This is a genomic window from Kordiimonas laminariae, assembly GCF_023008165.1.
Lineage (GTDB): Bacteria > Pseudomonadota > Alphaproteobacteria > Sphingomonadales > Kordiimonadaceae > Kordiimonas > Kordiimonas laminariae.
On the sequence record NZ_JAKQZA010000001.1, the window covers coordinates 506739 to 528696 of the forward strand.

The 21958-nt window shown below is 48.8% G+C and carries 23 protein-coding genes; 17 read left to right on the plus strand and 6 right to left on the minus strand.

Annotated features, from left to right (window positions below; translation table 11 throughout):
• The 17 genes from rpmA (at position 1) to MF542_RS02475 (ending at position 14448) form a co-directional block, all read left to right on the plus strand.
• Entirely contained in the window at positions 1-252 is a 252-nt protein-coding gene (gene rpmA / locus MF542_RS02395; protein WP_247015559.1) for a 50S ribosomal protein L27, read from the plus strand.
• 186 nt (positions 253-438) lie between these two features.
• On the plus strand, positions 439-1263 hold the full coding sequence (locus MF542_RS02400) for a nitrate- and nitrite sensing domain-containing protein (protein WP_247015561.1): 825 nt from the start codon (positions 439-441) through the stop codon (positions 1261-1263).
• On the plus strand, positions 1220-1522 hold the full coding sequence (locus MF542_RS02405) for a HAMP domain-containing protein (RefSeq protein ID WP_247015563.1): 303 nt from the start codon (positions 1220-1222) through the stop codon (positions 1520-1522). Before MF542_RS02400 ends, MF542_RS02405 begins: the two co-directional genes overlap by 44 nt.
• On the plus strand, positions 1519-2016 hold the full coding sequence (locus MF542_RS02410; protein ID WP_247015566.1) for a hypothetical protein: 498 nt from the start codon (positions 1519-1521) through the stop codon (positions 2014-2016). Before MF542_RS02405 ends, MF542_RS02410 begins: the two co-directional genes overlap by 4 nt.
• Positions 2013-2510 (plus strand): methyl-accepting chemotaxis protein, encoded by a 498-nt coding sequence (locus MF542_RS02415; protein ID WP_247015568.1) that lies wholly within the window; start codon positions 2013-2015, stop codon positions 2508-2510. Before MF542_RS02410 ends, MF542_RS02415 begins: the two co-directional genes overlap by 4 nt.
• Positions 2511-2712: 202 nt before the next feature.
• Positions 2713-3390 carry a substrate-binding periplasmic protein gene (locus MF542_RS02420; protein ID WP_247015570.1) on the plus strand — a complete coding sequence of 226 codons (678 nt, stop codon included), beginning with the start codon at positions 2713-2715 and terminating at the stop codon, positions 3388-3390.
• Positions 3391-3474: 84 nt separating this feature from the next.
• Positions 3475-4548 (plus strand): GTPase ObgE, encoded by a 1074-nt coding sequence (gene obgE, locus MF542_RS02425; RefSeq protein WP_247015572.1) that lies wholly within the window; start codon positions 3475-3477, stop codon positions 4546-4548.
• A gap of 9 nt (positions 4549-4557) precedes the next feature.
• On the plus strand, positions 4558-5685 hold the full coding sequence (proB, locus tag MF542_RS02430; RefSeq protein ID WP_247015574.1) for a glutamate 5-kinase: 1128 nt from the start codon (positions 4558-4560) through the stop codon (positions 5683-5685).
• 41 nt (positions 5686-5726) lie between these two features.
• Positions 5727-6962, plus strand: a complete 1236-nt coding sequence (locus MF542_RS02435) for a glutamate-5-semialdehyde dehydrogenase (RefSeq protein ID WP_281501509.1) — start codon at positions 5727-5729, stop codon at positions 6960-6962.
• Positions 6959-7609, plus strand: coding sequence for a nicotinate (nicotinamide) nucleotide adenylyltransferase (gene nadD / locus MF542_RS02440; RefSeq protein WP_247015578.1), 651 nt, complete (start codon positions 6959-6961; stop codon positions 7607-7609). Before MF542_RS02435 ends, nadD begins: the two co-directional genes overlap by 4 nt.
• Positions 7610-8005 (plus strand): ribosome silencing factor, encoded by a 396-nt coding sequence (gene rsfS, locus MF542_RS02445; protein WP_247015580.1) that lies wholly within the window; start codon positions 7610-7612, stop codon positions 8003-8005.
• Between the two features lie 66 nt (positions 8006-8071).
• Positions 8072-8527, plus strand: coding sequence for a 23S rRNA (pseudouridine(1915)-N(3))-methyltransferase RlmH (rlmH, locus tag MF542_RS02450; RefSeq protein ID WP_343264830.1), 456 nt, complete (start codon positions 8072-8074; stop codon positions 8525-8527).
• 38 nt (positions 8528-8565) lie between these two features.
• A complete protein-coding gene (gene gpmI, locus MF542_RS02455) occupies positions 8566-10131 on the plus strand; it encodes a 2,3-bisphosphoglycerate-independent phosphoglycerate mutase (RefSeq protein WP_247015584.1) in 1566 nt (521 codons plus the stop codon).
• Positions 10118-11347: a murein hydrolase activator EnvC family protein gene (locus MF542_RS02460; RefSeq protein WP_247015586.1), complete on the plus strand. Its 1230-nt coding sequence runs from the start codon at positions 10118-10120 to the stop codon at positions 11345-11347. Before gpmI ends, MF542_RS02460 begins: the two co-directional genes overlap by 14 nt.
• A 25-nt stretch (positions 11348-11372) precedes the next feature.
• Positions 11373-12719, plus strand: a complete 1347-nt coding sequence (locus MF542_RS02465) for a S41 family peptidase (RefSeq protein WP_247015588.1) — start codon at positions 11373-11375, stop codon at positions 12717-12719.
• A gap of 57 nt (positions 12720-12776) precedes the next feature.
• Positions 12777-13961, plus strand: a complete 1185-nt coding sequence (locus MF542_RS17760; RefSeq protein WP_247015590.1) for a divergent polysaccharide deacetylase family protein — start codon at positions 12777-12779, stop codon at positions 13959-13961.
• Positions 13962-13989: 28 nt separating this feature from the next.
• Positions 13990-14448: an RNA pyrophosphohydrolase gene (locus tag MF542_RS02475; RefSeq protein ID WP_247015592.1), complete on the plus strand. Its 459-nt coding sequence runs from the start codon at positions 13990-13992 to the stop codon at positions 14446-14448.
• A gap of 88 nt (positions 14449-14536) precedes the next feature.
• Here MF542_RS02475 and MF542_RS02480 read toward each other — a convergent pair whose 3' ends face one another.
• The 6 genes from MF542_RS02480 to MF542_RS02505 form a co-directional block, all read right to left on the minus strand.
• Positions 14537-14944, minus strand: coding sequence for a F0F1 ATP synthase subunit epsilon (locus MF542_RS02480; RefSeq protein ID WP_247015594.1), 408 nt, complete (start codon positions 14942-14944; stop codon positions 14537-14539).
• A gap of 18 nt (positions 14945-14962) precedes the next feature.
• Entirely contained in the window at positions 14963-16381 is a 1419-nt protein-coding gene (gene atpD / locus MF542_RS02485; protein ID WP_247015596.1) for a F0F1 ATP synthase subunit beta, read from the minus strand.
• A gap of 24 nt (positions 16382-16405) precedes the next feature.
• On the minus strand, positions 16406-17296 hold the full coding sequence (locus tag MF542_RS02490; RefSeq protein WP_247015598.1) for a F0F1 ATP synthase subunit gamma: 891 nt from the start codon (positions 17294-17296) through the stop codon (positions 16406-16408).
• A gap of 25 nt (positions 17297-17321) precedes the next feature.
• Positions 17322-18854, minus strand: a complete 1533-nt coding sequence (gene atpA / locus MF542_RS02495) for a F0F1 ATP synthase subunit alpha (RefSeq protein ID WP_247015600.1) — start codon at positions 18852-18854, stop codon at positions 17322-17324.
• On the minus strand, positions 18854-19414 hold the full coding sequence (locus tag MF542_RS02500) for a F0F1 ATP synthase subunit delta (protein WP_247015602.1): 561 nt from the start codon (positions 19412-19414) through the stop codon (positions 18854-18856). The genes atpA and MF542_RS02500 overlap by 1 nt, the downstream gene beginning before the upstream one ends.
• Before the next feature lie 248 nt (positions 19415-19662).
• Complete coding sequence (locus MF542_RS02505) at positions 19663-21891, minus strand: primosomal protein N' (protein WP_247015605.1); 2229 nt, start codon at positions 21889-21891, stop codon at positions 19663-19665.
• Positions 21892-21958: the final 67 nt, after the last annotated feature.

Sequence of the window (21958 nt, forward strand, 5' to 3'; positions counted from 1 at the left end):
ATGGCTCATAAAAAAGCAGGTGGTAGTTCCAATAACGGCCGCGACAGTATTGGTCGCCGCCTTGGTGTGAAAAAATTCGGTGGTGAGCAAGTTCTTGCTGGTAACATCATCGTTCGTCAGCGTGGTACACGCTGGTATGCTGGTGAAAACGTAGGCATGGGCAAAGACCACACTCTCTTCGCTCTTGTTGAAGGCCAGGTTAAATTCAGCAAAGGCAAAGGCAACAAAGCTTTTGTTTCTGTTGAAGGCTAAGCACACCGAAAATTCGGAATTTAGAAAACGGGTTCTTCGGAGCCCGTTTTTTTTGTGTATTCTCTGATTGTTAGTTGAATTGTACAGCTATGGTTAACTATTGGGTAATCCTATTACTATACACAAAGTGCATAGAAACTTTGAATTGAATTCAAAATTCAATAGCTAATAATCAGGTATTCCATTATGGAAAAACAACTGAATCAGCTTTCACTAGCTGCTCGTATTTCTGCCCTCGCTATAGCCCCTCTTCTCATTGCTCTATTTTTTGCAGTAAAAACGGCTTTCAATGCAGCTTCTACATATTCAGAAGCCGCAGCATTGAGTCAGCTTTCACACTATGCGCCATCTGTCAGCAACCTGGTGCATGAACTACAAAAAGAACGCGGACGCTCAGCTGGTTTCATTGGTTCAGAAGGTGCGGGCGACAGTCAGCGCAATATGAATAACCAACGGAAAGATACGGACACTAAATTAGCACTTTTTCAGGCAACAACTTCTGATTTTGACAGTGCCGCCTTCGGAAACGATTTTTCCAACCTGATCACTAAGGCACAAAACAGCCTAAAATCACTTAGCAAAACCCGTAAGTCCATCAACGACGGCCAGCTCTCTGTAGGCCAAATGGCAGGATATTATACAGGCACGATTGCTGAACTTTTGGATATCATCAAAAGCATGGCCCTTCTGAGCCGAGATGCTGATATTTCGCGTGAAATCACTTCTTATATTGGCCTACTGGAGCAGAAAGAACGTGCTGGGCAAGAACGCGCGATGGGTAATAATGGTTTTAGTAAAGGCACTTTCCCTACCAATATTTACAACCGTTTCGTAGGACTGATTGAAGCGCAAAATGCCTTTATGGGTACCTTCAAAGATTATAGTTCCGCTGAGGTGGCCGCTATGTATGACAGGACAGTCGCAGGAACACCTGTTCGGCGCGTTCAGCAAATGCGTGACCATGCTCTTGAAACAAAAGGCATTATTTCAAATACAGACTATTCGGAATAAAACAGAAGCACTTTCATCCAGCGCTTATTCGAGCCTGATCACCATCATTATCCTAACCGTTCTTGGCACTGTTTTACTGTTGGCTGCTTGCTTCATTACCTTCCGCAGTATAGCTCGCCCGCTGAAATCACTCAGGAACTCAATGGTGTCACTAGCTGACGGCAACCTTGATACCCATGTAGACTTTATTGATTACGGTAGCGAAATAGGCCAGATGGCTAAATCTATTCCTTCAAACAAAATGCCCGGGAACGCTTGAAACTTGAAGAAAAAGCCAGAGCCGGTGAGGAAGTCCAAAGACAACGGGAAGAAGAAGACCGCCTTCAGGCCGAAGAGGAAAAAGCGGCTGCACTGGCCCTAGAACAAGAAGAAGCAAGGCAACGGGAAGCTAAAGTTCAGAAAATGGAAGAACTTACAGCAGGTTTTGATTCCTCAGTGAACCAAGCCCTTGAAGCTTTAATTCAAGCCGCTGGCGAACTGGATATAACTGCGAACGATATGGCAAAGCAGGCTGAAGGAAATGAAGCAGAAAGCTCTGCTGCTGCTTCCGCTGCCGAAGAAACAAATGCCAACGTGCAAACCGTAGCTTCTGCTACTGAGGAACTTAGCGCTTCTATTCAGGAAATTGGCCGTCATGTAGCTGAATCCAGCCATAAATCCAACAATGCGGTATCGGGAGCCGAAAAAGCGGCCACTATTGTTGATCAGCTCAATCAGTCCTCTGAGAAAGTTGGTGAAGTGGTGAAGTGGTGAAGCTTATCAATGATATCGCAGAACAGACCAACCTTCTTGCTCTCAATGCTACCATTGAAGCTGCCCGCGCAGGTGATGCCGGTAAAGGGTTTGCAGTTGTAGCCCATGAAGTGAAATCACTTGCAGATGAAACAGCGAAAGCGACGGAAGATATCGCACAACATGTTCGCAACATTCAAGCTGTATCAGACGAAGTAACTTCTGTTGTAGATTCTATTAAAGGGGCAATTGAGGCCACCAGCCAAATTTCAGCCTCCATCACTACATCTGTACAGGAGCAAGGAGCCGCAACCAGCGAAATTTCTCGCAGTGTTCAAGAAGCTTATCAAGGGACTGAAACCGTATCTCATCGCGTGGAAACAGTTCAAACCATCGCCAGTCAAACGCGTAACTCTTCTTCAAAAGTGCAAGAATCATCAAGTATACTTGCAAAATACAATGAAGAATTACAAAGACTGGTCAAAAGCTTCTTAACAGATGTTAAAAATATATAGCGTAATACTAATCACTTAAGTGATTCGCCCAGGCTGACCCTCAAATTAGGCTTGTCAGTCTGGGCTTTTTTCCTTACGACGCCTTGCGTTGACAGCCCAAGAAATAGATAGACTGAAACAAATGTTTCGAGTGTTATTAATATTAGCGACATCGATCGGATGTTTATCCGGAAGTTCATATGCCGAGGAAGACCAAACTCCTTTGCGTTTGATCGCTACTCATGTACCGCCCTATTTCAATTATGCAGATGATGGTTCTGTCTCCGGCATCGGTGCCGATATCCTGAAAGCTGCTGGTAAAAACTGCGATATTCAGATCGAACTGAGCAATCACACTTGGGCACGTGCTCTCAGGCATGCAGAGATGGGGCATGCAGATGCTATTGCGCCTCTCGCCAAAACAAATGGGCGCGACAAAACCTATATTTTTTCCGAGCAACCAATTTTCACACTTGATATGGCCGTTTTCACGCTAAAGGAAAACAAGCAGCCAATCAGTGCAGATTTGCGCGAATTATACGGAAAAACTATCGGCACAATCAGAAACGTATACATCTCTGAAGCTTTTGAAGTCGCAAAAAAGCAAAAACGCTTCAAACTGGCCGCCCGCGAACGATATGATGCCATGGCGCTTAGTATTTCCCGAAACCGACTATATGCCTTTGTTGGTGACAGACGTATGGGAGAATACGGTGTTTCCCTGCAAGGCCTCGAAGATAAAGTGGTTGCTTCAGAACAGTCACTTAACATGATGCCGGTTTATTTGGCTTATTCTCGTAAAGCGGGCCGTACAGAGCTCTATAGTAAATTCGATAAATGCCTGTCTGATACCATCAACAAAAACTCTCAATCCAGCACACAAGAAGCAAAAGCAGGCTAAATTTGCCACTCATGCAAAAATAAATTGCCTGCATAAGCATTTCTGCGGGTTATCAACAGCTTCACTATCTGTTACAAGGCGCCCATGAAATTTGTAGATCAGACAAGAATTTTTGTAAAAAGCGGCCCGGGTGGAAACGGTATTGTTTCTTTCCGCCGTGAAAAGTACGTAGAGTTTGGCGGCCCAAATGGTGGTGATGGCGGCAAAGGCGGCGATATCACTTTTGAAGCTGTCGAAGGCCTGAACACGCTCGTAGATTACCGTTATAAGCGCCACTATAAAGCGCCAAAAGGCCAGCACGGCATGGGTAAAAACATGACGGGTGCTGCCGGTAATGACATGATCCTGAAGGTACCTGTTGGCACCCAGATTTATGATGAAGATCAGGAATTTATCCTCGCCGACCTTGCAAAAGAAGGTGATACAATCACCCTTCTAAAAGGTGGTGAAGGTGGCCTTGGTAACACTCATTTCAAAACATCCACAAACCGCGCACCTCGCCGCTGTACAGCAGGTGGTGAAGGCGAAGAAATGTGGATTGTTCTGCGTCTGAAACTTATCGCTGACGCTGGCCTGCTTGGCTTGCCGAATGCCGGAAAATCCACATTCCTGAGCGCCGTTTCTCGCGCACGCCCGAAGATTGCAGATTATCCGTTCACCACCATTCGCCCACAACTAGGCGTGGTTGGCTTCAAGAACAATGAATTTGTGATGGCTGATATCCCGGGCCTTATCGAAGGCGCGAGTGAAGGTGTTGGCCTTGGTCACCGTTTCCTTGGGCACGTTGAACGCTGTGGTGTGCTTCTCCACCTTATCGACGGTACGCAAGAAAACGTGGTGGACGCCTATGAGACCATCATGAATGAGGTGAATGAATATGGCGGTGAGCTGATTGGCAAACCAATGATCATTGGCCTGAATAAAATTGATAGCCTGACTGACGAAGAAATTACTGAAAAGAAAGCTGCCCTTGAGGAAGCTTCCGGTGATGTGGTTTATCCACTTTCAGGTGCCACTGGCGGCAATGTGCCAGAAGTTCTCGGTGCTCTCTGGGAAATCGTAAAAGTTGATATGGCTAACCGCCGTAAAGATGAAGAAGAAATCGAAGAAGAGCAGGAAGAAGAGACTGAAAGCACAGGCGGCTGGTCTCCAATTTAGCGAGAGATTATGCAAGCCGAAAGCCATCATACACTTCTGAAAACTTCAAACCGGGTCGTGATTAAAATCGGCTCGGCTTTACTTGTGGACGGTGATGGCCTGCGCAAAGACTGGATGGAAGCACTCGCCGATGATGTGGCCATGCTCCGCTCTGAAGGAAAGCAGGTTATTCTCGTTTCTTCCGGCGCGATTGCCATGGGCCGTGAAGCGCTTGGCTACACATCTCGCCCCAAGCAGCTTGAAGAAGCACAAGCGGCGGCGGCAATTGGGCAGATCAAACTAGCGCAAGCTTATCAGTCTCTCTTTGACAAGCATGATACGCTAATTGCTCAGGTGCTTCTTACCATTGATGATATGGAAGATCGGCCGCGTTACCTGAACGCGCGTAACACGGTTGAAGCCCTGCTTGATCACGGCGCCGTACCGCTGATCAACGAAAATGATACTGTAGCTACCACTGAAATCCGCTTTGGCGATAACGACAGACTGGCAGCACGTGTGGCCCAAATGGCAAGCGCAGATGCGCTCTTACTCCTGAGCGACATCGACGGCCTTTACAATGCTGATCCGCGTTCTAATGCTGATGCACAGCATCTGCCGGTGATCGAAAACATCTCAGCCGACATTGAGGATATGGCCGGGCCACCTGCACAGCAAGGGGTGGGCTCAGGCGGTATGATTACCAAGATCGGCGCAGCGAAAATTGCGCTAGCCGGTGGCTGCTCGATGATTATTATGAACGGCGACAAACCGAACCCTGTGAAGCGCCTTTTGGGCGGAGAGCGCAACACATTGTTCCCGGCAACCACCACCCCGCTGGCGGTTCGGAAACAGTGGATACAGGGCATGATGGCACCAAAGGGCTTTATCCATGTGGATGAAGGTGCCGTAAACGCTTTAAAGAAAGGCGCAAGTCTTCTTTCAGCGGGTGTTACAGAAGTTGACGGCAATTTTGAACGGGGTGATCTTATTGCTATCATGGGGCCAGATGGCCATCTCGTCGGACAAGGGTTGATATCATATCCGGCATCAGATGCGGAAAAAATGATGGGGCTTAAAAGCAGCGAAGCCAATGCCATTCTTGGGCATGCAGGTCGCTCTTCCCTAATCCACCGCGATGACCTGGTTTTATTGTAGGAGTACTGAGGGTGCAGACCGCTGAGGAAATTGTTGAGTTGATGACAGGCATGGGCGAACGCGCCCGCAAAGCTGCAAGTGTGCTCGCTCAAGCCCCGACAGAACAAAAGAATAAAGCGCTTCAAATGGCGGCTGACAGCCTGCGCGCCAACAAAAGCCGCCTGCTTGCTGCCAACACCAAAGATATTATCTACGGTGAAGAAAAAAGCCTGACGGACGCGATGATTGACCGCTTGAAGCTGGACGATACGCGTATTGAAGCAATTGCAGCCAGCCTTGAAGAAATCATCAAATTGGATGACCCCGTAGGTGATGTTATGGCCCAGTGGGACCAACCATCTGGCCTGAACATCAGCCGTGTGCGTGTACCACTTGGTGTGATTGGCGTGATCTATGAAAGCCGCCCAAATGTAACGGCAGATGCTGGCGCACTCTGCCTTAAGGCGGGTAATGCGGTTATCCTGCGCGGCGGCAGTGAAAGCTTCCATTCAAGTACGCTCATTCACGAATGTTTGGTAGAAGGCTTAGAAGGCGCAGGTCTACCTGCTGATTCTATCCAGCTTGTACCAACCCGTGATCGCTGTGCTGTTGGTATGATGCTGAAGATGACAGGCGTGATTGATATCATCGTACCTCGTGGCGGCCGTTCACTTGTTGAGCGTGTTCAAAACGAAAGCCGAGTGCCCGTGTTTGCGCACCTTGAAGGCATCTGCCACGTATATGTGGATGCAGATGCTGATATCGAAAAAGCAAAAGACGTAGCGCTTAACGCTAAAATGCGCCGCACAGGCATTTGCGGGGCCATGGAGACACTGCTGATTGATCGCAAGATCGCTGATAGAGCTTTAGAGATTATCGAACCTATCGCGGCTTTGGGATGTGAAATCCGCGGTGATGAAACTATCGCGGCACTAGATGCTTCATACAAACTAGCTACAGATGAAGATTGGGATACAGAATATCTGGAGCCTATCCTTTCTGTGAAGTTCGTGGACGGTGTAGCCGATGCCATAGGACACATTTCTGTTCACTCTTCCGGGCATACAGAATCAATCATCACTGAAAATTCAGAAGCCGCAGAGAAATTCTTAAAATGCGTAGACAGCGCCATTGTAATGCATAATGCCTCTACCCAGTTCGCGGATGGCGGTGAATTTGGTATGGGTGCAGAAATTGGTATTGCAACTGGCCGCATTCATGCCCGCGGCCCTGTTGGGCTAGAGCAGCTAACAAGCTTTAAGTATCAAGTACGCGGCACGGGGCAAACCCGCTCGTGAATACCCCCTGGAAATCCGGCACCCTGTTCAGGGAAGCTGCAAAATATAGAGGCCGATCCATCGGCCTTTATGGCGGTAGCTTCAATCCATCCCACAAAGGCCATATCCATATTGCTAGGGAAGCAAAAAAACGCCTTGGTCTTGATGAAGTGTGGTTTCTCGTAAGCCCCGGCAACCCCTTAAAACCAACCCAAGGGATGGCAAGCTTAGAAGAACGCATGGAAAGCGTAGCCGACCGTGTAGGCGGCAGTGCAGGCTTCCGGGTAAGAGATATCGAATCAGAACTTGAGACAAACATCAGCATACATACGGTTTCTGCCTTGAAATCAGAACTACCGCACACAAACTTTATATGGCTGATGGGCGCTGATAATCTTGCCACTTTCCACCATTGGCGGGATTGGCAAAAGATAGCAGGAATCCTACCCATTGCGGTTTTTGACCGGTCAGAGTATGCTTTAAAAGGATTGAAGAGCCAATTTGCCCGGCAGTTTGCTCGCAAACAAGTGCCGTATCGAAGGCTTAAACGATCTAAAACACCTGCATGGACCTTTATGACGATTCCCCGTCATCCGGGTTCGGCAACACAAATTCGTAACCAAGTTGGTGATAATTGGTATGCGAATTGGAAAAGAAAGGACACCTAGTTGCACACATCATCGGAGACGCCAAGCGTCGCTGATCCTTCCCCGGCACTCGCTGCTGAGGATCTTTTAAAAACAGCAGTTACCAGCCTTGACGACAATAAGGCTGAAGACATCGTATCCATTGATCTTGCTGGTAAATCAGGTATTGCAGACTATATCGTTATCGCGAATGGCCGCTCTCAGCGCCAAGTTGCTGCGCTTGCTGATTATGTTATCAAAGATCTAAAAAAAGCTGGCCACAGAGACCTTGTTGTTCAAGGCCTTGAGCAAGCTGACTGGGTATTGATCGATGCTAACGATATTGTAGTTCACATTTTCCGCCCTGAAGTTCGCAGCTTCTATAATCTGGATAAAATGTGGGGTGCTGATCTTGATGACAAGGAAGTGGTGAACTAATCACCCTGCCTTTCTGTTATCAGGATATTGACCGAAGCTTTTCGCTTCGAAGAGGCTGTTTTGCACATTTCAATCATCGCTATTGGCCGTATGCAACGGGGTCCTGAACAGGCGCTTGTGGATGAATACCAAAAGCGCCTTCCCTGGAAGACCAATATCATAGAAATCGATATGAAAAAGCCCGCGGGTACAGCGGCTGAACGCAAGAAGCGTGAGGCCGAACGCTTGCTCGCGGCTGTGCCAGACGGCGCCGCCCTTGTGGTACTGGATGAGAACGGCAAGAATTTCAAATCCCGTGAATTCGCTGGTAAAATTGATAACTGGCAGATGGCTGGCTACAGCCATATTGCTTTTGTAATCGGCGGTGCCGACGGGCTGGATAGCAGTGTTCTCAACCGTGCAGACTTGAAAATTGCCTTAGGTAGTTTAACGTGGCCTCACATGATGGTGCGGGTTATGCTATCAGAACAAATATATCGTGCCTGGTCGATCATTACTGGGCACCCTTATCATAGGGATTAACGCCCTAGTTAAACTGTCAGACGAGTAACGGATTTGCCATGAGCACAAACACAGCCACGCCGAAAAAACCAGTTGTTCTTTGCATATTGGACGGCTTTGGATACCGCGAACAGGAAGCGGATAATGCGATTAAACTGGCAAATACCCCAACCTATGACCGCTTGTGGAACAGTGTGCCGCGTGCATGGCTGAAAACCAGTGGTCTGGCTGTTGGCTTGCCTGACGGCCAAATGGGTAACTCTGAAGTAGGTCATACGAACCTTGGTGGTGGCCGCGTGGTGATGCAAGACCTGCCGCGCATTGATAAAGCTGCTGAAACTGGTGAGCTTGCAAGCAACTCGGAACTTGTTGCTTTTATTGATGCGCTTAAGGCATCCGGTGGCACAGCGCACCTGATGGGCCTTATGTCACCGGGTGGTGTGCACAGCCACCAGGATCATATGACAGCACTTACAAAAATTATTGCTGAAGCTGGGGTGCCTGTGCGCATCCACGCCTTTATGGATGGCCGCGATACACCGCCACGCTCTGCCCTACCGTTCCTTGAGAAATTCGAAGCTGACATAGCAAGTGCAAATGATGCTTCTATCGCAACGATGACAGGCCGTTACTGGGCTATGGACCGTGACAGCCGCTGGGACCGTGTGGAAAAAGCCTATAACGCTATGGTTAGAGGTGATGCGGCTTATACATCTACAAATTCCATTGAGGGCATTGAAGCTGCTTACGCACGTGATGAGAATGATGAGTTTGTAGAGCCAACACTTGTTGGTGGTTATGCCGGCATGCAAGATGGTGATGGCCTTCTTATGGCTAATTTCCGTGCTGACCGTGCTCGTGAAATCCTGACCACACTTGTGGACCCAGCCTTCGACGGTTTTGACCGCAGCACCACAATTAAGTTTGCCGCACAAACCGGCATGGTTGAATATTCCAGCGCTCACAATGCGTTTCTAAAGGTAATTTTCCCTTCAGAAAATATTGTAAACAGCCTTGGTGAAACACTTGCAAATGCTCGCATTCCACAGCTCCGCATAGCAGAGACAGAGAAGTACGCCCACGTTACCTTCTTCTTTAACGGCGGCGCTGAAGACCCATTTGAGGGCGAGGACCGTATCCTTATCCCGTCACCCGATGTGGCCACATATGATCTCAAGCCAGAAATGTCAGCGCCTGAGGTAACCGATAAGCTTGTAGAAGCGATTGAAAGCGGCAAGTACGGCGCAATCATTGTTAATTACGCGAACCCGGATATGGTGGGCCACACAGGCGTACTATCAGCGGCTATTAAAGCTGTTGAAACCATTGATGCATGCATCACTCGTCTTGAAGAAGCAGTGAAAAAGGTAGACGGCGCTATGATCATCACCGCTGACCACGGCAATGTGGAACAGATGGTTGATGAAAACACAGGCCAACCGCACACAGCACACACAAACTTTGATGTGCCAGCGCTTCTTATAAACCATGAATCAAGTTTTGAAGATGGTAGTCTTGCCGATGTATCGCCAACCCTTCTCTCTATTATGGGTGTTGAGCAACCAACAGAGATGACAGGCCGATCACTCGTATCAAATGAAGCGGACGTTCGTGCCTCTGCTTAAGCGGCAATATAAAGGGCACTTTGCTCATAGCCGATTGGTTTTAAGCGGCTTGCTGGCTACTACGCTCATGGTAAGCCAGCCTCTTCTGGCGCAGGAAAAAAATGAAGCCGCTAAACGGCGTTTGGAAGAAATCACCAAAACCATCAAAGAAACGGAAGCTCAAAAACAAGAACTGGAAGATAAAAGCACCTTCGCCCTTAGTGAAGCGGAACGGCTTTCTATTCAGCTTGTTGAGCTCGCACAAAGTATCCGATCCTCAGAGGCGAACGCCAGTAGGCTCGAAAACCGTATTGAAATCTTGGAAATTGAAGTACGGGATAAAGAACAACGGCTAGATGGCAGACAGGATGAACTTCTGGAACTGCTCTCTGTTCTTGAACGCCTTTCCAAGCGCCCAGCAGCTCTTGCCTTACTTCAGCCACGGGAAGCCCTTACAACAGCAAGAAGCGCTTCGCTGATGGGTACCATCATTCCTGATATTAGGGAAAAAGCCCAAGCACTTAGAGGCGAGCTTACATTGCTTGCCAATATGCAAAAGGAGTTAGGTGAAGAACGCTTTGCCCTTAAAAATACCTTGGAGCAGTTAACCCTTAATCAAGGAAAAATTGATCTACTGGTAAGACAGCGCAGAAGTGAAGCGCAAAAAGCGTCTCAGCAAGCAGAAGCACTGGAACGTGAACTAAAGAAATTTGCACGTGATGCTAAAAACTTGCAGGATTTGATCGCAAAACTGGAACAGCAGGCCGCAAAAGCGAAACGTTTAGCTGAAAAACGGCCTAAAGTTATAGAACGTGCAAACGCCAGTTTAACGGGTGTACCGATAAACCGCAGAAAAGGAAGTTTGATCTTCCCGGCTATCGGACGATTGATAAGCCACTTTGGAGACAAGGAACCCGTTGGAAATGCACAAGGTATTAAGATTGAAACCCGATTAGGTGCACAAGTTGTTGCCCCCTATGAAGGGAAAATCGTTTTTGCCGGGCCGTTTAGAGATTATGGCCAACTATTGATTGTTGAACACGCAGGCGGTTACCATAGTCTGCTTGCGGGACTAGATGAACTTTCAGGCGCTGTTGGACAGTGGGTTTTAACAGGGGAACCGCTAGGAACCATGGCACTGAGTGATGAAACAGACCAGCTGTATCTGGAAATGCGCCATAAGGGCCGCGCAATTAACCCAGAACCTTGGTTACAAAAGCAATTAGCTTCTCGCTGATTGCAGATGAGTAGAAAGGTATGTAATGCGTAAATTTGTGACGAGCGCCTTGATTGCTTTCATGATGGCTATGCCAGCAGAAGCACAGAAATCTAAATCTGATGAAGATGAACTATATAAACAGCTTGATCTTCTTGTGAATATTCTTGAGCGCGTCAGAAATGATTATGTAGACGAAGTGGACGACAAAGAAGTGATCGAAGCTGCCATCCAAGGCATGCTGAAATCGCTGGATCCACACTCAACATATCTGAACCCCGATGTTTTCCAGCAGGTGCGTGTTCAAACCGAAGGTGAATATGGTGGCCTAGGTATTGAAGTGCAGATGGAAAACGGCGTGGTGAAAGTCGTTTCCCCTATCGATGATACGCCAGCCGCCAAAGCAGGTGTTCAGGGCGGCGATTATATCACCCATATTGATGGTGATGCCATTCTCGGTAAAACCCTGACAGAAGCCGTGAAAGAAATGCGCGGCAAAGTGGGTGAACCAATTATCGTTACCATCGTTCGCGAAGGTGAAGATGGCCCCTTTGATATGGAAATTATCCGCGAGAAAATTCTCGTTCGCTCTGTTCGCCACCGTATCGAAGAAGATACAATCGGATATATCCGTGTAACCACTTTCAACATGCAATCTGGTGTTGGTGTGGAAAACGCTATTGAAAAATTGATGGAACAATCTGGTGGTGCGCTTGACGGTGTTATTCTAGATCTTCGCAACAATCCGGGAGGCCTTCTAAAAGAAGCCATCCGTATTTCAGATGCTTTCCTCGACCGTGGTGAGATTGTTTCTACTCGTGGCCGCCGTCCAGAAAACAATAACCGCTGGTACGCTACACCGGGTGATATGCTTGATGGCCTACCTGTTGTTGTTCTGACAAATGCTTATTCTGCATCTGCCTCTGAAATTGTTGCAGGTGCCTTGCAGGACCATCGCCGTGCTATCGTGCTTGGTGACAAAACATTTGGTAAGGGTACTGTGCAAAGTGAAATTCGTTTAGGTCGCCGCGCGAACCAAGCTATTCGCCTGACAACTGCACGCTACTTCACACCAAGTGGCCGTTCTATCCAAGAGCGTGGCGTGGAGCCAGATATCCCACTACAGTTCCCACGTCCAAAAAGCCAGCGCAATGCGCAGCCTCGCCGTGAAGCAGACTTAAACGGTGTCATCAGAAACGACCAGCGCAAACTTGACCGCAGTGGTGAAGAAGGCGCTCTCGATAATAGTGTTTCTGTTGAAGAAGCGACAAAAGAAACTGCAGGAAAAGAGCCAGAACGGGTTGACGTACAACTGAGATATGCGATTAAGCTATTGAAAAACCTTTCCCGCTTGCCTGAAGAGCAAGTGGCGGAAGCTGAAATTAAACAATAGCCGCTTGCCAGAAGCAATTGCTTCTGGCTTGTAGCAAACAAAGAGGGTCGAGCTAACGTGCCGTCTAACCTGAATGCGCTTCTAATCGCTTGGGCATTAAGCCTGATTACCGTTGTTGGTGGTTTGGTGCTGCTTGAAGCTGTTCACACGCCCATGGCGAAAGAACAGCCTGCATCAACCAACACGCATGCAGAAGATACGGATACTGCTGACACCATGGAGAAAGCTTCCATGGATGCGCCTGCACAGACTACATCACAAACGGATACCCCTCAGCAACAAACACAAGAACAAGCTACGCTTAATCAACCTATTCAGGCGCCTATTGAAAACAATAACAGCACTCAGCCTGCTACTCAGCAGCCAAGCCTGCCAGCTCCTGGTCAAGCAGCACCTGTGAATAATCAACCGGCACCTCAAACTGCTACGGCAAGTATTCAAATCGAAGCAATACCCGCACTTTTAGAGGAAACAAGCCAAGGTTTTCTTCCGAAAATTGCTGATGACGGTCGCAAGCCTCGTAATGTTTATGCGGCGCCTCAACCATCAGACAGAAATTCACCTCGTGTTGCTTTGATTATGACTAACCTTGGCAAATTATCCCGTAACACCAAACGCGCGATTGACGGCTTGCCTACAGAGGTTGGATTAGCATTTTCACCCTATTCAGCGCGGTTGAATGAATGGGGAGTAGAAGCCCGCACAAAAGGTTTCGAGGTTTACCTTACAATTCCGATGGAACCCGTAAATTATCCTCAAAATGATCCGGGGCCGTTTTCACTGTTAACAGCGCGCACTACGCGGGAAAACATCAACCTACTGAAATCTTCTCTGGCACGCTTTACAGGTTACGTCGGTGTTATCAATCATATGGGATCTCGCTTTACTGCGTCTGCAGACAGTATCCGACCTATTCTTGCCGAACTAAACCGTCGTGGCTTGATGTTCGTTGATAGCCGCTCATCACAATATTCAGTGGCGGCTACTATGTCTCGTGCCATTGGTATGCCAACCGCGATCAATAACCGTAATCTGGATGAAGTACTGTCCGAAAGCGAGATTATGAGCCAGCTTCAAGAGCTTGAAAAACGAGCTAGAGCGCAAGGAGCTGCACTTGGCCATGCTCGTGCCTATCCAGTTACGATCCGTGCGATCAACACTTGGAAAGATACATTGGCTGATAAAGGGATCCTTTTTGTGCCTGTAAGTGCTGTGGCAGACCTTCAGCCGCTTCCTCGCTAATTCAAAAATCCCATTCAGGATATCTCAAATGACTGATCTTCCTTACCGTCCTTGTGTTGGCATTGTTCTTTTGAATTCTGAAGGCAAGATATTCACTGCCGAACGGCTCGACCGACCAGGCGCATGGCAAATGCCGCAAGGTGGTGTGGATGAAGGCGAAGGCTTGAAAGAAGCCGCGCTCAGGGAATTAGAGGAGGAGATCAGTGTACCCGCAAGCGCTGTGAAGGTCCTCAAGCGGACATCTGACTGGATTGCCTATGATCTCCCTTCAGACCTAGTCGGCGTGGCGTGGGGTGGCAAATTTCGCGGGCAGAAGCAACACTGGTTCCTACTTGAACTAATCGGCAATGAAAACTTGATTAACCTTGAAACAGAACACCCAGAATTCATCCGCTGGAAATGGTCCAGCCGAGAAGAACTTATCAGTGAGATCGTAGATTTCAAACGCGATGTGTACGTAAAGGTCGCTGAAGAGCTGCTCCTTTAACCTTCGCATTCATTTCATGTCGAATTACCCAACAAAAAAGGCGACCCAAGGCCGCCTTTTCATAATATTCGATTGAAGTAACCGCTGATTAAGCCGCGATCACATCCTGAAGAGCTGTCATCCAAGCCAGCTCTTTTTCAGCGGATGCACGCTCCACATCATCCTTTGCGTCTTCGATATCTTCACGAGTATCTGAAATTTTCTGAGCCAGATCATCAGCGCTCACGCTATCAAGCGCAATCACTTCTTCAGCCAGAATTGTCAGACCTTTAGCGCCGATTTGTGCAAGGCCGCCCTTAACGAACAGCTCTTCACCTTCAGCACCTTCTTCCGCGAAGATTTCTACAACACCGGGACGGAGTGTGGACATCATTGGTGCGTGGGCAGGAAGCGCGGTGAAATCACCGTCTGTACCTGGTACCACAACCATCGCAACTTCTGTATCTCTCAAGAGACGCTCTGGAGATACGATTTCGAAACGCATTGTCTCAGCCATGATGTCCTTCAACCCTAATTATGCAGCGTCTTGAGCAAGTTTCTCTGCTTTCGCAATAGCCTGCTCAATGTTACCTACAAGATAGAATGCAGCTTCTGGAAGGTGATCATATTCACCAGCTACAATCGCTTTAAAGCCGCTGATTGTATCTTCAAGAGATACAAGCTCACCAGGGATACCTGTGAAGATTTCCGCTACGTGGAATGGCTGTGAAAGGAAACGCTGGATCTTACGAGCACGTGCCACAACAAGCTTATCTTCTTCAGAAAGTTCGTCCATACCAAGGATCGCGATGATATCTTGGAGAGACTTATACTTCTGAAGTACTTCCTGTACAGAACGAGCAACAGCATAGTGTTCATCGCCTAGTACACGTGGATCAAGAATACGGCTTGTGGAATCTAGTGGATCCACCGCTGGGTAAATACCAAGCTCCGCAATCTGACGAGATAGTACTGTTGTCGCATCAAGGTGCGCAAATGATGTAGCAGGTGCAGGGTCAGTCAAGTCATCCGCAGGTACGTAAACGGCCTGTACAGATGTAATGGAACCCTTCTTAGTAGATGTAATACGCTCCTGCAGGGCACCCATGTCTGTCGCTAGTGTTGGCTGGTAACCCACAGCAGATGGGATACGGCCAAGAAGCGCTGACACCTCAGCACCCGCCTGTGTGAAGCGGAAGATGTTATCTACGAAGAATAGTACGTCCTGACCTTCTTGGTCACGGAAGTATTCCGCAAGTGTAAGACCAGTTAGAGCCACACGTGCACGCGCCCCTGGAGGCTCATTCATCTGACCGTATACGAGAGCAGCTTTTGAATCGCCGTCCAGGTTAATAACCTTTGATTCGATCATCTCGTGGTAAAGATCGTTACCCTCACGAGTACGCTCACCAACACCAGCGAATACAGAGTAACCACCGTGGCCTTTAGCGATGTTGTTGATCAGTTCCATGATAAGTACTGTTTTACCAACACCCGCGCCACCGAACAGACCAATCTTACCACCTTTTGCGTAAGGTGCGAGAAGGTCAACTACCTTAATACCAGTTACAAGAACTTCCTGTTCTGTAGACTGATCATCAAAAGCTGGCGCTTCAGCGTGAATTGGAGCCACTTGCTTGTGACCAACAGGGCCACGCTCATCAATAGGCTCACCCACAACGTTCAAGATGCGGCCTAGAGTTTCAGGACCAACTGGTACAGAAATCGGTGCACCAGTGTCTGTTACTTCTTGACCACGTACGAGACCGTCAGTCGCGTCCATAGCGATTGTGCGAACAGTGTTCTCACCAAGGTGGGAAGCCACCTCAAGAACAAGGCGTTCGCCATTGTTTGTTGTTTCAAGCGCAGACAGAATAGTCGGCAGGCTATCGTCGAACTGTACGTCAACAACAGCACCAATCACCTGTGTTACGCGGCCAGTATTCTTAGCCATTTTTTACACTCCTTCGTGTAATTACTAAAGCGCTTCAGCGCCTGAGATAATTTCAATCAGTTCTTTAGTGATGTTAGCCTGACGCGTACGGTTGTACGTGATAGACAGACTATCAATCATGTCACCAGCATTACGAGTTGCGTTATCCATCGCAGTCATACGTGCACCCTGCTCTGACGCAGCATTCTCAAGAAGGCCACGGTAAAGCTGGATTGCCACGTTGCGTGGAAGCAAGTCATCAAGAATTGCTTCTTCTGATGGCTCATACTCGTAAATCGCACCAGCCAGATCATCGCCTTCGTCATCGTTGGCTGCTTCTGGAATTGGTGCAGGAATTAGTTGTTGCTTGGTGTTGATCTGCACGAGAGCTGATTGGAATTTAGCGTAGAAGAGTGTAGCGACATCAAATTCACCACGCTCAAACATTCCAAGCACTTCTTGTGCAATTGGCTGTGCATCAGCAAAGCCAAGTTTTTTAACACCAGACATATCCTTGGTGTCGATGATCAGATCACCGTAATCACGGCGAAGAAGGCCTACGCCTTTTTTGCCGATGCAAAGGATTTTCACAGTTTTGCCTGCGGCAACCAGTTCGCTAATGTGTTGGCGTGCTGCTTTCACGATATTCGTGTTGAAGCCACCACACAGACCACGCTCAGATGTTGCTACGATAACGAGCTGTACATCATCAGAGCCGGTCCCCGCCAGAAGCGGGGAAGCACCAGGTTGATCTTTCACGGCAGAACCGAGGCCCGCAAGAACTTTCTCCATACGCTCTGCATAAGGACGTGCTGCTTCAGCAGCTTCCTGTGCACGGCGCAGTTTCGACGCAGCAACCATTTTCATGGCCTTAGTAATTTTCTGCGTCGACTTAACGGAGTTAATGCGAACTTTTAGATCTTTAAGGCTTGGCATTGCTCAGCCTCTCCCGTCCGGTTACTTAGCTAAAAGACTTTGCGAAAGCGTCTAGGATAGACTTCAGCTTAGAAGTCGTATCGTCAGAAAGCTTTTGCTCTGTACGAATTGTTGCAAGAACATCAGCGTGTTTCGCACGAACTTCAGCAAGGAACTGCTCTTCGAAACGAGTTACGTCTGTTGTTGCGATACCGTCCAGGTAGCCCTTCACACCTGCGAAGATGGAAACAACCTGCTCTTCAACTGGCAGCGGTGTATACTGTGCCTGTTTTAGAAGCTCGGTTAGGCGAGCACCACGGTTCAGAAGCTGCTGTGTAGCGGCATCAAGATCAGAACCGAACTGTGCGAACGCTTCCATTTCACGGTACTGAGCAAGCTCAAGTTTAATGGAACCAGCAACCTGTTTCATCGCTTTAATCTGCGCTGCAGAACCCACACGGGATACAGACAGACCAACGTTAATCGCAGGACGGATACCTTTATAGAAAAGCTCAGTCTCAAGGAAGATCTGACCGTCAGTAATAGAGATCACGTTTGTTGGGATGTATGCAGATACGTCACCAGCCTGTGTTTCAATTACTGGAAGCGCAGTGAGGGAACCACCGCCACGCTCGTCAGACATTTTTGCAGCACGCTCAAGAAGACGGCTGTGTAGGTAGAATACGTCACCTGGGTACGCTTCACGTCCTGGAGGACGACGAAGAAGTAGAGACATCTGACGATAAGCAACAGCCTGCTTTGTCAGGTCATCATGTACGATTACAGCGTGCATGCCGTTATCGCGGAAATATTCACCCATTGCTGTACCAGTGTATGGTGCAAGGAACTGCATAGGTGCAGGCTCAGAAGCAGTCGCGGCGATTACGATTGAATATTCAAGCGCGCCGTTCTCTTCAAGAGCTTTAACGATCTGAGCTACAGTTGAACGCTTCTGGCCAACCGCAACATAGATACAGAACATCTTACCAGAATCGTCAGACGCAGCGTCGTTTACAGCTTTCTGGTTAATGAAGCTATCGATCGCTACAGCAGTTTTACCTGTCTGACGGTCACCAATGATAAGCTCACGCTGGCCACGGCCAACTGGTACAAGAGCATCAATCGCCTTAAGGCCTGATTGCATAGGCTCGGAAACGCCCTGACGAGGAATAATGCCAGGAGCTTTAACTTCCACACGAGTACGCTCAACGTCTTCGATAGGGCCTTTACCGTCGATTGGGTTACCAAGCGCGTCAACAACGCGGCCTAGAAGACCTTTACCAACAGGTACGTCCACAATCGCGCCAGTACGCTTTACTGTGTCACCTTCTTTAATTCCACGGTCGTCGCCGAAGATAACGATACCAACGTTATCAGTTTCCAGGTTAAGAGCCATGCCCTTAACACCACCTGGAAATTCAACCATCTCACCAGCCTGTACCTGGTCAAGACCGTATACACGAGCAATACCGTCACCCACTGAGAGTACGGTACCAACTTCAGAAACTTCAGCTTCGTTGCCAAAGTTTGCAATCTGGTCCTTCAGGACCTTGGAAATTTCCGCAGCACGGATATCCATTACTGAACCCCTTTCATGGCGATTGCGAGGTTATCGAGTTTAGTTCTAAGTGAGCTGTCCACCATGCGGGAACCCACTTTAACCTTCAGGCCGCCGAGCAATGTTTCATCGACAGAAGCTTCGATGGCAACATCACGGCCGACAGCAGATTTCAATTTTTTCTTCAGCTCAGCCAGCTGTGTTTTTGTTAGGGCATGCGCGCTAACAACTTCAGCACTGATTTCACCTTTGTGGTGAGCAACAAGCTTTTCAAACGCTGTAACAATTCCTGAAAGAGCAGCAAGGCGGCGATTCGCAGCCAGTGTGCCCAGGAATTTGCCAGTCAGCTCGGAAAGCTCAGCAGTTTTAGCAACTGCTTCAATGCCTTTGGACTGTTCGTCCCTGCTGATGAGTGGAGAGCTAACAAGCTCACGAAGATCTGCGCTCTCTGCTAGCAGATCCTTCAGTGAAGCCATATCGGATTCGACCGCCTTAAGCGCTTTGCCCTCTTGTGCGAGTTCAAATAGCGCTACCGCATAGCGGCCTGTAATCCCAGAAACTATCGCTTTGTGCGAGGTCACTTCAGACGTTCCCCTAGGTTGAACCTAGTTAATCATATGTGAAACGGTGCCGAATGGCCCCGAACACGCTCAAAAAATTTGGAATGCTTTCTCCAAGACAAAATGTCTTAGCATGGCGCAAACCAGCCAAAATGCGTGACCCCTCTAGCACAGGGAATTACAGCATGCAAGCCGCCTTATGCCTCATTTTCGATTCTTCTTATAAAGAGGCATAATTCACACCGTTTTCAGGCTCAAGATTCACGCTTTTACATAAAGCTGTATGGGTCGATGTCCACCTTGATTTTCACCCCTTTAATTTTAGGGGCTTTCATCACCCAATCCCGGATAAGCGGCTGGATCTTTATCTGTTTTCTTGCATGCACCAGCATACGGAATCGGTGTTGCCCCCTTACCCGAGCCATTGGCGCGGGTGCCGGACCCACAAAATCCACTCCATGCTCAACAGGTGCGCAAGCAGCAAGTTTACGTCCCTGCTCCAGCGTATCTTTCATATCTTCACCAGAAAGGATGATTCCCACCAAACGCCCAAAGGGCGGCATATGGTGGAGGCGGCGAGCATCCTTCTCTGCCGCAAGGAAACTTTCATGATCACCCGACAAAAGCGCATGCACCACAGGGTGTTCAGGCTCGTATGATTGGAGATATACAGTACCCGGCTTCTCAGCACGTCCCGCACGCCCCGCCACCTGCACAAGCTGCTGATACGTCCGCTCACCTGCCCTTAAATCACCACCGCGCAGACCAAGATCAGCATCCACAACACCTACGAGCGTTAGCCCGGGGAAGTGATAGCCCTTGGTTACAATCTGTGTACCAATCACAATATCAAGCTTGCCCGCTGCAATATCGGCAACAACACGGGCCGTTTCACTGGTTGTTGTCATCGTATCGCTGGTCATCACAGAGATTCGCGCATTCGGGAACCGCTGTGTTGCTTCTTCAAACATACGCTCTACGCCCGGACCGCAAGCCACAAGCGAATCTTCAGTATCGCATTCAGGGCATTCTTTCGGTGTTTCCATGGTGAAGCCGCAGTGGTGGCACTGAAGCTCTTTCCTGAACCTATGCTCCACAAGCCATGCCGAACAGCTTGGGCATTCGATTCGGTGCCCGCATGTGCGGCACAGCGTGAGCGGTGCATACCCGCGCCTGTTCAGGAACAGCATTGCCTGCTCGCCAGCAGCAACGGTTTCCTCAATTGCTTTTACGAGCGGCGGTGAAAGCCATGTACCTGCCTCAGGTGCTTCATGCCTCAGGTCAATCGCTTTCATTTCAGGGAGCACTGCACTACCGTGTCGTTCACGCATCTTCAGCGTCTGGTATCTCCCAGCTTCCGCATTAACGAGCGTTTCAAGGGAAGGCGTTGCGCTTGCCAGCACCACAGGGCATTCCGCCTGTTTGGCCCGTACAATCGCCATATCCCGTGCATGATACAGAACACCGTCTTCCTGCTTGAAGGAAGGATCATGCTCCTCATCCACCGTAATGAACGCTAATTTCTGGAACGGTAAGAATAGCGCCGAACGGGCACCAACCACCACACGGGCACTTCCGTTCGCAATTTCTTTCCACGCACGCCGCCTGCCTGCCTGCCCGATTTCTGAATGCCAAACAACAGGCCGAGTGCCAAAACGCTTTACAAACCGCTCCATCCATTGGGAGGTAAGCGCAATTTCCGGCACAAGCACCAGCACTTGTGCTTCAGGGTCTTTCAGCGCTTCAATCAGACCTTCGAAATAGACCTCGGTTTTACCGGAACCTGTTACACCGTCTAATAAGAAAGGCGCAAATCCGCCGGATTGTACTTTTTCTCGAATCGCAGAGGCCGCAGCATCTTGTTCTTCCGAAAGAATTGGCCCTTCTATAGAGACATCTGGCGCACCAAACGGCTTATCCACAGACATTTCGGTTGAAACCATACCGCCTGCTTTATGGAAACCACGCACCACCGCTTCGCTCACCCCAGCCATTTCCACAATTTCAGAAACAAGGCGTGGTTCACCATCTTGAATACAGTCAAGAATGCTTTCGCGCGCAGAGGTAATCTTCAGTGTGGGTGGTAGCGGGTCTGCAAGCATATAGTAACGTTTGGTCGGTACAGGCTGGAGCGCAGCCGGTGACGACAGACACATCCTAAGAACAGCACCCAAATTTGCCAGTGTGTATGCGGAAACCCATTCGGCAAATTTCACCAAATCTTCCCCAAGGGGGTTAACGTCTACGATTCTCTCAATCGGTTTCAGCTTTGAAAGTGGCAGGGTTTTACCGCCGCCGTTGTTCCCCGCAGGCCAGACAACACCAACAATTTTGCGGCCCGAAAGCGGCACTTCAACAATCGTCCCCACCACCAATGGGCCTGAGCCTTCCGGCAAACGGTAATCCAAAGGGCCATTAAGAGGCAGTGGTAACAATACCTTAACCCGAGTGGCCTCCAGGGCCTCTTCATCACCAAGTATAAGGGAAGACTGTTGCATAATTTCCTGTTTCGTTCTTTCCCCGCACCATAAGCATAGAGAGCCACGCGCGCAATTACCTATAGCA